The organism is Breoghania sp. L-A4 (assembly GCF_003432385.1).
Taxonomy (GTDB): domain Bacteria; phylum Pseudomonadota; class Alphaproteobacteria; order Rhizobiales; family Stappiaceae; genus Breoghania.
In genome coordinates, this window is the sequence record NZ_CP031841.1 from 2,319,953 (window position 1) to 2,331,699 (window position 11,747).

Sequence of the window (11,747 nt, forward strand, 5' to 3'; positions counted from 1 at the left end):
GGCATTGGCAAATATTACTATAATTGCGCGCGACGCCTGACAGGACGGAATAGATGAAATTGACAAAATTATTTTGGCTCTGGCCATTATTGATATTCATCGTGCTTTGGATTGTAATGACAATTTCGCCCGTCGCGACATTCTTCCTTTTTTCAACAAGAATAGGTTTTTTCACAGGATATCTATTAATTGCTTCGATAATTGGATTGGCGATAGATGCGTATTACAGAAGAGTGCACCGAGCATTGTTGCCAATTTCTATTTCAGTAATTACAATTGGATTGTCAGTTTATTATTATAATTACTATCGTGAACAGACTTTGATCAAGAAATTAGAATCTGAAATTCAATTTAAAAATGAAATATCTATCAAAGTTGCGAAAGAGTACATAAGGCAAAACTCAATAAATCCGGTTCCGCTTCAAACGCAGTATCAGCAATTCAGCAGATATACACTAAATCACTATTACTCAAATGTTCGCTTCGAAAGCGACAAATCGATAAAGTATTCTGAAAATTTCTACATAAAAGAAAATTATTGTAGAAATATATTTAATAAAAATGAATTTATAGAATTTAAAAGTACGGAGATTAGAGATGGCGGCACCGAAAGTGGAAAAATTTGTTACCTTCGGACAAAGATTAAAAATCCTCACACGATGATTTCATATTCTCGGGAGAAGCGGGAAAAAATAGATTCAAACGAAATGGAATTTATTATCTACTTAGAACGGTGGGATATTCTGATAGATAGTGAGTCAATTGGCAGCTATTTGAGTGCATCTGTAGAAAGCCTCCCGGTCGTCCCGTGGCCGATAGTAATTTGCGGAAATTTTGGTGGTTTTGCGCCGATTCCAGAACGTTTCTGTAGTGTTTCGCTCAGGAGTTTCATTGGTCAAGAGCTGGAAACTCGGCCCGACGACGCAATTAAAGCTGGCGTTTCCGATATAATAGCAATGATATTGGATCTGAAACCGCGCAAGTTCCTTTACTTTCCCGAGCATGAAATGTCTCCAGTCGCAAAACAGGCGCTATCTGCCTACCTGACTTCTGAAGCAAAGTCAGAGCTTCTCGACTCAACACAGAACCCATAGCAGAATCCCATGAGTTTCGATCTCCTCATCAAGAACGCCACGCTGCCAGACGGCCGCACCGGCATGGACATCGGCTGTGCGGGCGGAAAAATCGTCGCCGTGGAGGCGGGGATCGCGGCCGAGGCGGGCCGGACTCTGGATGCGGGCGGCAAGCTCGTCGCGCCGCCCTTCGTGGACGTGCATTTCCACATGGACGCGACCCTGTCGCTCGGTCTGCCGCGCATGAACGAGAGCGGCACGCTGCTGGAGGGCATCGCGCTGTGGGGCGAGCTGAAGCCGCTGCTCACCATCGAGGCGGTGGTGGAGCGCGCGCTGCGCTATTGCGATCTGGCGGTCTCGCAAGGGCTGCTCGCCGTGCGCAGCCATGTGGATGTCTGCGACGACAGGCTCACCGGCGTCGAGGCGTTGCTCGAGGTCAGGCGCCGGGTCGCGCCCTATCTGGATCTGCAGCTTGTCGCCTTTCCGCAGGACGGGTTCTATCGCTCGCCGAATGCGGAGAAGAACCTGATCCGGGCGCTGGACATGGGCGTGGAGGTGGTCGGCGGCATCCCGCATTTCGAGCGCACCATGGAAGACGGCGCGCGTTCGGTGACGGCGCTGTGCGAACTCGCGGCCGAACGCGGGCTCATGGTCGACATGCATTGCGACGAGACCGATGATCCCCTGTCACGGCATATCGAGACGCTGAGCTATGAGACCCGGCGGCTGGGCCTGCAGGGCCGCGTCGCCGGATCGCATCTCACGTCGATGCACTCGATGGACAACTACTATGTCTCGAAGCTGCTGCCGCTGATGGCGGAGGCCGGGGTGCACGCCATCGCCAACCCGCTCATCAACATCGCGCTGCAGGGCAGGCATGACACCTATCCCAAACGGCGCGGCCAGACCCGGGTGCCGGAGATGCGGGCGCACGGCATCAACGTCGCCTTCGGCCACGACTGCGTGATGGACCCGTGGTATTCGCTCGGCTCGGGCGACATGCTGGAGGTCGCGCATATGGCGCTGCATGTGGCGCAGATGACCTCGCGCGAGGCCATGCGCTACTGCTTCGAGTGCATCACGACGCATCCCGCCACGATCATGGGGCTGGAAGGCTACGGCCTTGCGCCCGGCTGCAACGCGGACTTCAACCTGCTGCAGGCGGACGATGCCATCGAGGCCATTCGGCTGAAAGCCGCGCGGCTCGCCGTGGTGCGGCGCGGCCGCGTCATCGCGCAGACCGCGCCGCGTGTCTCGCAGCTTTCGCTCGACGGCCGTCCCGACAGCGTCGACGCCTCCGCCTATGCGCCCCGCGCGTAGAAGAGGGGCTTGCGGGCTCGAACGCAGCACCGTTCGCGTCTCATCCTCCTCAAGGGCCTGTGGCAGGTCCGGGATCAAGCCTTGTCTTGCGCGTGTCTCATCGATCGCATGGGTGCTCGGGACAAGCCCGAGCATGACGAAAACATCATTCTTTTCAAGTCTCTGAACCCGGCTTTCGTCATCCTCGGCCATGTGCCGAGGATCCATCTTTGCCGCCCTACGCCCCGCCCATGACCAGCGTCTGGGCCTGAAGCTCGGCCGCCGTCGGCAGGCTGGCGCCCGACGCCTTCTCGAACGTCCTGGCGACCGCCGCCGTCAGCCCGTCTTTGCCCGCGCCCGCGAGCAGCGTGACGCTGCCGGGACGGCCGTCGCTGCGCGGTGCTGTGGGCACCGCGATGGCGCACATGTCCATCAGGTTGACGAAATTGGTGTAGGTGCCGAAGTTCGAGTTCGGGCCGATCGGGTCGGCTTCGAGATCCGCGACCGTATAGAAGGTCGGGATCGTCGGTACGCACATCATGTCGAGCGCGCCGAGCACGGGCGCCGCGATACGCTTGAGCTCTTCGAGCCGGTAGATCCCGCGGAAGGCGTCGGCCGCCGTGAGCCCTTCGGCCTTGCAGATCACCTGCCGGGTCACGGGCAGGATGGCCTCGGGATCGGTCTTCAAAAGGTCCGCGATCACCGTGTAGCGCTCGGCGACCCAGGCGCCGTCGTAGAGCATGCGGGCGACGTCGTAGAACGGCGTGAAGTCGACCTCGACGATCGTGTGTCCGGCAAAGCGCAGGGTGTCCACGGCGCTCTCGAAGGAGGCCCGCTGCACCGTGTCGCCGAAGAACTCGATGGTGTTCGCGTCCGGAATGCCGATGGTCAGGCTTTCGGGCGCATCGCCCAGCGGCGCGACCGCGATCTCCTTCGAATAGGCCTCGGCCGCGTCATAGCCCGCGGCGGCCTCGTAGGCGGTGTAGGCGTCACCGACGGTCATGGCGAAGATCGAGATGGTGTCCAGCGTGCGGCACGCGGGCACCACGCCGCCCGGGGACAGCGCGCCCAGCGTCGGCTTCAGGCCGACGATGTTGTTCAGCGCCGCCGGAACGCGGCCCGAACCGGCCGTATCCGTGCCGAGCGAGAAGCTGACCAGCCCGTGGCCCACGGCGACGCCGGAGCCCGACGAGGAGCCGCCCGGCACGATCGATGGGTCGATGGAATTCTTCGGCGGCGCATAGGGCGAGCGCACGCCGACAAGCCCGGTGGCGAACTGGTCGAGGTTGGTCTTGCCGACGAGCAGGGCGCCGGCGGCGCGCAGGCGTCCGACGACGAAGGCGTCCGCGTCGGGCACATATGCGTAAGCCGGGCAGGCGGCGGTGGTGGGACTCCCGGCGGCGTCGATGTTGTCCTTGGCGGCGAAGGGAATGCCCCACAACGGCTTCGACGGGTCGTAGGAGCCAAGCGCCGCGGCGGCGGCTTGAACCTCCGCCTTGTCGATCAGATGGATGAAGATGCCGGGATCGTTCACGGCGGCAATGCGGGCGTAGACCTCTTCGATCACGTCGAGGGGCTGGCGCCGCCGGCATAGGCCTCGCGCAGCGCGGTGATCGTAAGGGGCATCTCTTTCATGGTGGTTTCCTTGATCATGCCTGGATCCGCCTTTGCGGCGGTTTTGGCGCGGCTGCGAGCAGCGTGCGCGTGTAGGCGTCCCGCGGCGCGCTCATGACGTCCTCGGCGGCTCCCTGTTCGACGATCTCGCCGCCCTTCATGACGATCACATGATCGCAGAGAAGACGGACGACGTGCAGATCATGGCTGACAAAAAGATAGCTCATTCCGAGCTTGGCGCGCAGGTCGGCGAGCAAATTCAGAACCACCGCCTGGATCGACACGTCGAGCGCCGCCGTCGGCTCGTCGAGGATCAGGAACTTCGGGTTCAGCGCGATCGCCCGGGCGATGCCGACGCGGGCCTTCTGGCCGCCCGAAAGCTGATGCGGGAACCGGTCGAGCAGCGGCTGCGGCAGGCCGACGAGATCGGCGAGTTCCGCCACGCGCTCGCGCGCCGCCGAACCGTTCAATCCGCCCAGCCGGTGCAGCGGATCGGCGATGCTCTGGCGCGCGGTGTGGCGCGGGTTGAGGCTGTCGGTGGCGTCCTGGAACACCATCTGGATCTCGGAGCGGCGCGGGTCGCGGGAGAATTTCTGCGCCGGCGTCGCGGCGATATCGTTTCCATTGAAAAGGATTTCGCCGCTTGACGGGTCCAGCAGCCGCACCAGCATCGACGCGGTCGTGGACTTGCCGCAGCCGGACTCGCCCACAAGCCCGACGCTCTGGCCCTCGAGGACGGTGAAGGAGATGTCCTTGACCGCATGCACGGGTCCCGACTTGCCCTTGTAGGTCTTCACCAGGTTGCGGACCTCGAGCAGCGGCCTGTCCGTCGGCGCATGCGGCAGCTCCGGGGTGCGCTCGGATTCGGGCAGCAGCGTGCGGATGCTTTCACCCAGCCGCGGCGTGGCGTCGACCAGCTTGCGCGAATAGGGATGTTTGGGCGAGAGAAAGATCTCCGCCGGATCGCCGGCCTCGACGATGCGGCCATCCTTCATCACCGCGATCTTGTCGCAATATTGCGCGGCGAGCCCGAGATCGTGAGTGATCAGGATCGAGCTCATGCCGCGCTCGCGGATCAGCTCCGCGACCAGATCCATCACCGCCTTCTGCGTCGTGATGTCCAGCCCGGTGGTCGGCTCATCGGAAATCAGCAGGCGCGGATCGCACGCCAAGGCGATGGCGATGACGATGCGCTGGCACATGCCGCCGGAAAGCTCGAACGGATAGGCGTCGTAGCGCGCTTGCGCGTCGCGGATCTTTACCGCCTCCAGCGCCTCGATCGCCTTGCGGCGTGCATTGTGGCGGGTGGCGCGGGCGTGGCGGCGCAACACGTCCTCGATCTGGTGCCCGACCTTGCGGATCGGGTTGAGTGCGGCGCGCGGGTTCTGGAAGATCATCGAGATCTCGCGGCCGCGGATGTCGCGGATATCACGTTCGGAGGCGCGGCGCAGATCGACGCCGGAATAGCTGACCTCGCCGGCGGTGATCGTGCCGCCTGCGTCCAGAATCCTCATCAATGCATAGGCGGTCACCGACTTGCCGGAACCGGATTCCCCAACAATGCCGAGCGTCTCGCCGCTGGCGACCGCGAGGGACACGTTGCGCACGGCATCCACGGTTCCGTTGCGGGTCTGGAAGCTGACGGCCAGGTCCGAGATGGAAAGCATGGTCACGTCCTCCTGCGCGGGTCGACGATGTCGCGCAGGCCGTCGCCGAGGAGGTTGAAGGAAAGCACCGCGAACATCAGCCAAAGACCGGGGAAGAAGGCGAGCCACCATTCGCCGGAGACGATGAAATTGGCGCCCTCGGCCACCATGATGCCCCACTCGGGCGTCGGCGGGCGGACGCCCAGGCCGATGAAACTGAGACCGGCGGCGTTGAGGATCGCCCAGCCGAGGTTGAGCGAGATCTGCACCATCATCGGCGGCAGGGCGTTGGGAAAGATGTGCAGCGCGAGCACGCGCAGATCCGAGTTGCCCGACAGCCGGGCTGCGAGCGCGAACCCGGCCTCGCGGCGGATGTTCACCTCGGCGCGCACCAGGCGCGCGTAGAAGGGGAGGTTGATGATGGCCGTGGCGTAGATGATGTTCTCGATGGTGTTGCCGAGTGCCGCGACGATGCCCATCGCCAGCACGAACAGCGGGAACGCCATGATGGTGTCGAGGACGCGGTTGAGGATGGTATCGAGCCAGCCGCCCCAGTAGCCCGCCGCGGCGCCAAGCGCGGAGCCGAAGACGAAGGACAGCGCCACGGCGGCGATCGAGATCGTCAGGTCGAGGCGGGTGGCGACGATGACCCGGCTGAACACGTCTCGGCCGAGACTGTCGGTGCCGAACCAGTGGCTCCAGTTCGGCGGCTGCAATGCGTGCGCCGTATTCGATTCCAGCGGATCATAGGGCGCTATGGCCGGCCCGAAGACGGCGCAGAACACCATGATCGCGAACATGGCGAAGGCGATCAGCGTGACCGGGTTGCCCTTCAGCACGTAGACCAGATGATCGAAGGAACTGCTGGTGCGGACCGGCGGCGCGTCCGCCTCATCGGCCGATTTCAGGGCTGCATCGGTCATTTCTGGTCAAATCCAATCCGCGGATCGATGAGCGTATAGGTCAGATCGATGACCAGATTGAGCGCGACGAACAGCAGCGCCATGGCCAGCACGAAGCCCTGCACGGCGGCGTAATCGGAGACCACCAGCGCCTCCACCGCGTAGGAGCCGATGCCGGGCCAGGCGAAGACCTTCTCCACCAGCACGTTGGCGCCCAGCGTGAAGGAGAACACCATGCCCAGCGTGGTGACCACCGGCAGCAGCGCGTTGCGGAAGGCGTAGCCGTAGAGCACCTTTCCGCGCGACAGCCCGGCCGCCTTCGCCGTGCGGATGAAGTCCGACGACAGCGCCCCGAGCATCGCGGCCCGCGTCATCCGGGCGATCGGCGCCATGGTGAACAGCGACAGCGTCACCGCCGGCAGGATGAGCTGGCGCAGGGCGGCCATCCAGGTTTCCCCGTCGCCGGCGATCGCCGCATCGATCAGATAGAATCCGGTGACATGGTCGGGATCGAGAGTGGAGAAATCCAGCCGTCCGAGCGGCGAGGGGGCGATGCCGAGGAGGTAGTAGAAGACGTAGATCAGCACGATGCCGGTGAAGAAGGTCGGCAGCGACACGCCGGCGGTGACCAGCACCCGGCACAGGTGATCCACCGGTGAACCGGGGCGTGTCGCCGCCAGCACGCCGAGCGGCACGGCGATCAGGCACGACAGCAGAAGGGCGGTCAGCGTCAGTTCAAGCGAGGCGGGCAGCCGGTTGGCCAGATCGGTCGCCACCGGCTGGCCGCTGGAGATGGATTGGCCCAGGTCGCCTTGCAGCAGATCGCCCACATAGAGGACGAACTGCTGCGGAAGCGGCTTGTCGAGGCCGAGGGCCTCGCGGATCTCGGCGATGGATGCCTCGTCCGCCGCCGCACCCGCGAAATACACGGCAGGGTCCCCGGGCAGGGCGCGGGTCAGCACGAAGCTGATCACCACGACCCCGATCACGACCGGCACGGCCTGCGCGATCCGCATCAGCACGGTTTTCAGGCGGACGGGCATGGGCTCAGGCGCTCTTCAGCGAGCGGATGTCGAGCTGGCGGTGGAACCAGTACTCGTAGTCCGTCGCGCCGTTGGTGGCGACGTTCAGCGCCGGCTGCCACAGCGGGATGCGCGGCAGGTCCTCGAAGGCGATCTCGAACATGCGCATCACCTTGGGTGCGTAGTCCGGGTCGTCCACGTCCAGATGCAGGGTCTCGTCGACCAGTTGCTCGATCTCGGCGTTCTCGTAGTTCGAGGAGTTGAACAGGTGCCCCTTCTTGTAGGCCCAGAAGAAGTAGTAGCAGGGGTAGTTCAGCCAGCCGCCGAAGTTTTCCAGATGCAGCGGCAGACGCTTTTCGACCAGCGAGGCGGTGCGCCAGTTGGCGCCGGGGATCTTGTCGATCTCGGAAGCGATGCCCAGCTTGGCAAGGTTTTCCTGGATCAGCAGCGCCGTCGGCTCCATCCAGTCCGACTGCCCGAGATCGATCGAGAAGGGCACTTCGAACCCCTTGGCGAAGGCGGATTTCTCAAGGTGTTCGCGCGCCTTGTCGAGGTCGGTGAAATAGGGCGACTTGCGCGGCCACTCGATGCTGTCGATCTCGGCCTTGCCGCCCCACATCGGCGCGCCGCGGCCGTAGGCCGCCGTCTGGAAGATCTGCTCGTAGGGGATCGCATAGGCCACCGCCTTGCGCACGTCCGGGTCCTGGAAGGGCTCGAACGTGGTGTTCAGGCCGACGCACTGGATGGCGTTCTCGATCGGTGTGGAGAAGACGCTGACGCCTTCCTTGCTCTCCAGTTCCTTGGCGTCCTTGTTGGGGATGTTGAACGACAGGTTCACGTCGCCGCGCTCGATGAGCGCGCGGCGGGTCGCCGGGCTCGGCACTTCGCGCAGGATCACGCGCTTGACCGCCGGCAGCGGACCGCCGGTCCATTTATCGTTGCGCTCGTAGACCACCTGTTCGCCCGGATTCCAGCGGACCACCTTGAAGGCGCCGGAGCCGATGGTGTTCTTGTGCACGTATTCCATTGCCCACGGATCGTCGGCGGTGGCGTGTTCCTTGGCGATCTTGGAATTGAGAATGAAGGGCACCGGCACCGCCAGATCCGGCAGCGTCAGCTTGGAGGGGAAGTCCAGCTTCACCAGGAAGGTCTTCTCATCCACGACCACGAACTGGTCGGGACGGGTCAGCGCACCGGCCTTCATCTGCACGGTCGGGAAGCCGCCGGCGGAGACCGCGCGGTCGAAGGACCATTTCACGTCCTCGGCGGTCACCGGGGAGCCGTCCTGGAACACCGCGTCCGGCTTCAGCTTGAAGGTCAGCTCCAGGCCGTCGTCGGAGAAGCTCCAGCTCTCGGCCAGTTCCGGAACGATGGTGGAATAGTCATAGGACAGACCGCCGTCGGGCGTCGTCCTGGTGCCGAAGGAGACCAGCCGGTCGTAGCAGTTGACCGCGATCTGGTAGCTCGGCCGGTTGGTGCCGGTGCGGTGCAGATCGAGGCTGTTGATGGTCTGACCCATCACCGTGACGAGCGTGTCCTTGCCCGCGGCCATGGCCGGAAGCGTCATGGAGAAGGGCAGCATGGAGGCGCCGAGCGCGCCACCGCCGAGCTGCAGGAACTGGCGTCGGGAAGTCTTAACTGTCATCGGGGCAATCCTTTCGGAAGGTCGAGGTCTGGAGGCGCATGCGCCGTCGGGCAACGCGGGATGGAGGTCCCGGACGGCGTTTCCGCAAGATTGCTGTTTTGGAGCGTGTACTTCTAATGCTATTTTTTCACAAAAGCGGTGCATCAGATGCAGCGGTACCGAATAAAGGATTTGAGTTGAAACACTTACAGACATTCCGTCTGATTCAGGCGGTCGCGCGGGCCGGGTCGATCCGGCGTGCGGCGGAGGATATGAACATCACCGCCTCGGCCCTGAACCGGCGCATTCAGGGGTTTGAGCGCGAATTCGGCTACGAGATCTTCGAGCGGCTGCCGCGCGGCGTGCGGCTGAATGCGGCCGGGGAGCTGATTCTGCTGCACATCCGCAGCCAGATCTCGGACATGGAGTGGATCCGTTCGCAGGTCTCGGACCTGTCGGGCGTGCGCCGCGGCCACGTCTCCGTGGCCTGCTCCCAGGCAGCGGCGCCCTATTTCCTGCCCAGCCAGATCGCCCAGTACCGGCGCGACCATCCGGGCGTCACCTTCTCGGTCAACGTGCGCGACCGGGCGCAGGCCGAGCACGAGCTCGCGACCTTCTCAAGCGACCTGGCACTGGTGTTCGAGCCCGTGCACATGGTGGATTTCGAGGTGCTCTATTCGGTGCCGCAGCCGGTCTACATCGTCATCGCCGCCGACCATCCGCTGGCGGAGAAGAAGACCATCCGGCTGCGCGACTGCCTCGACCACAACCACGTGTTGCCCGCGGCGCCCTATGGCGTGCGGCATCTGCTGGAGATCGCGGCGAAGGGCTCCTCGCGCAGCCTGTCGCCCATCGTGGAAACGGATTCCTTCGACCTGATCCGCCACTATGTGATCCACGAGAAGGCGGTAGGCTTCCAGATCCCCATCGGGCTTGAGGAGAAGCCGGACCGTTCCGTCATCTTCCGCGAAATTTCGACGCGCGACGTGCCCATCGGCCATCTGCTGCTGGGTCAGATGAAGGGCCGCACGCTGCCCGTCGCCTCGGCGCGCTTCGCCAACCAGCTCACCAACTCGCTGCGCGCCTTCGCCTGAGGGCGGCGGGCTGCTCGATGCGCGCGCAAAAAAACCGGCGAGCCCATCAGGAGCGCCCGCCGGTTTCCAGGTCTGTCGTGCGGTTTCGGTTACAGCGACGCGAAGACGCTGTCGATCGCCTCGGCCGCCTTGCTCACCACGATGTCGGCTTCCTCGCGGGTCAGGCACAGCGGCGGCGCGAAGCCCAGAATGTCGCCCTGCGGCATGGCGCGGCCGATGACGCCGCGCTCGCCGAGCGCCGCGGCGACCTGCGGGCCGATCTTCTTCGAGGCATCGAAGAACACCCGGTCGTCCTTGTCCGCGACGAATTCCACAGCCGCGATCATGCCGTTGCCGCGTACGTCGCCGACGTGGGCGTGACCGCCCACCGCCTTGGCGAGCTCCGCGCGGAAATACGCGCCCGTCTCGCCCGCGTTGGTCACCAGGTCCATCTCGTCGATCAGTTCGAGATTGGCGATGCCGGCCGCCGCGCAGATCGGATGCGCTGAATAGGTCCAGCCGTGGCCCAGCGCGCCCAGCTTGTCGGAGCCCTGCACCAGCACGTTCCACATTTTCTCGCCGACGATGACGCCCGAAAGCGGCGCATAGGCCGAGGTCAGGCCCTTGGCGATGGTGATCAGGTCCGGCTTCATGCCGTAGTGGTCGGAGCCGAACATGGTGCCGAGGCGGCCGAAGCCGGTGACGACCTCGTCGGCGACCAGCAGCACGTCGTATTTGTCGAGCACCGCCTGGATCTTGGCCCAATAGCCAGCCGGCGGCGGCACGATGCCGCCCGTGCCCAGGATCGGCTCGCCGATGAAGGCGGCGACCGTCTCCGGGCCTTCCGCCAGGATCATTTCCTCCAGCTTGTCGGCGCAGGCTTGCGAGAACTGCTCCTCGGACATGGAGCGGTCCTCGCGGCGGAAGTAGTAGGGCGCCTCGGTGTGCAGGATCGGCGCGCGCGGCAGATCAAACGCGTTGTGGAACAGCTCCAGACCCGTCAGCGAGCCGGTCATGATCCCCGAGCCGTGATAGCCGCGCCAGCGCGAGATGATCTTCTTCTTCTCCGGCCGCCCCAGCACGTTGTTGTAGTACCAGATCAGCTTGATGTTGGTCTCGTTGGCGTCCGAGCCGGACATGCCGAAATAGACGCGGCTCATGCCGGCTGGCGCGCGGTCGATGATCATCTTGGCAAGCGTGATGGAGGCCTCGGTGCCGTGGCCCACGTAGGCGTGGTAGTAGGCGAGGGACTTCGCCTGCTCGGCGATGGCGTCGGCGATCTTCTGGCGGCCGTAGCCGACGTTGACGCAATAGAGCCCGGCAAAGGCGTCGAGGCTTGTCCTGCCCGCCTTGTCGGTGATGTAGACGCCTTCGCCGCTGTCGATGACGCGGGTCGGGCTCTCGCCGCGCGCGTGCGTCCCCATGTGGGTCGAGGGATGGAAGAAGTGGTCCCGGTCCCAAGCGGTCAGTTCGTTCGAGCGGTCGAGCATGATG

Annotated in this window: 9 protein-coding genes; 3 read left to right on the top strand and 6 right to left on the bottom strand. The window is 63.6% G+C overall.

The window, feature by feature from the left end:
* Positions 1 to 101: 101 nt before the first annotated feature.
* The gene (locus tag D1F64_RS23310) at positions 102 to 1,094 is read left to right on the top strand and encodes a hypothetical protein (protein WP_162901473.1); all 993 of its coding nucleotides are present in this window, start codon (positions 102 to 104) and stop codon (positions 1,092 to 1,094) included.
* Between the two features lie 9 nt (positions 1,095 to 1,103).
* Complete coding sequence (locus tag D1F64_RS10715; protein WP_117412439.1) at positions 1,104 to 2,393, top strand: amidohydrolase family protein; 1,290 nt, start codon at positions 1,104 to 1,106, stop codon at positions 2,391 to 2,393.
* Between the two features lie 217 nt (positions 2,394 to 2,610).
* Here D1F64_RS10715 and atzF read toward each other — a convergent pair whose 3' ends face one another.
* From atzF to D1F64_RS10740, 5 genes are all read right to left on the bottom strand, one after another.
* Positions 2,611 to 3,939 carry an allophanate hydrolase gene (gene atzF, locus D1F64_RS10720; protein WP_117412440.1) on the bottom strand — a complete coding sequence of 443 codons (1,329 nt, stop codon included), beginning with the start codon at positions 3,937 to 3,939 and terminating at the stop codon, positions 2,611 to 2,613.
* A gap of 82 nt (positions 3,940 to 4,021) precedes the next feature.
* Positions 4,022 to 5,653: an ABC transporter ATP-binding protein gene (locus D1F64_RS10725; RefSeq protein ID WP_117412441.1), complete on the bottom strand. Its 1,632-nt coding sequence runs from the start codon at positions 5,651 to 5,653 to the stop codon at positions 4,022 to 4,024.
* A gap of 2 nt (positions 5,654 to 5,655) precedes the next feature.
* A complete protein-coding gene (locus D1F64_RS10730; RefSeq protein WP_117412442.1) occupies positions 5,656 to 6,555 on the bottom strand; it encodes an ABC transporter permease in 900 nt (299 codons plus the stop codon).
* Positions 6,552 to 7,577: an ABC transporter permease gene (locus D1F64_RS10735; RefSeq protein ID WP_117412443.1), complete on the bottom strand. Its 1,026-nt coding sequence runs from the start codon at positions 7,575 to 7,577 to the stop codon at positions 6,552 to 6,554. The genes D1F64_RS10730 and D1F64_RS10735 overlap by 4 nt, the downstream gene beginning before the upstream one ends.
* 4 nt (positions 7,578 to 7,581) lie before the next feature.
* Positions 7,582 to 9,201 (bottom strand): ABC transporter substrate-binding protein, encoded by a 1,620-nt coding sequence (locus D1F64_RS10740; RefSeq protein WP_117412444.1) that lies wholly within the window; start codon positions 9,199 to 9,201, stop codon positions 7,582 to 7,584.
* A 116-nt stretch (positions 9,202 to 9,317) separates the two neighbouring features.
* On the opposite strand from D1F64_RS10740, the gene D1F64_RS10745 reads away from it, so the two are divergent.
* Complete coding sequence (locus D1F64_RS10745; RefSeq protein ID WP_248304722.1) at positions 9,318 to 10,274, top strand: LysR family transcriptional regulator; 957 nt, start codon at positions 9,318 to 9,320, stop codon at positions 10,272 to 10,274.
* An 89-nt stretch (positions 10,275 to 10,363) separates the two neighbouring features.
* On the opposite strand, the gene D1F64_RS10750 is transcribed toward D1F64_RS10745, so the two are convergent.
* The gene (locus D1F64_RS10750; RefSeq protein WP_117412446.1) at positions 10,364 to 11,743 is read right to left on the bottom strand and encodes an aspartate aminotransferase family protein; all 1,380 of its coding nucleotides are present in this window, start codon (positions 11,741 to 11,743) and stop codon (positions 10,364 to 10,366) included.
* Positions 11,744 to 11,747 lie beyond the last annotated feature (4 nt).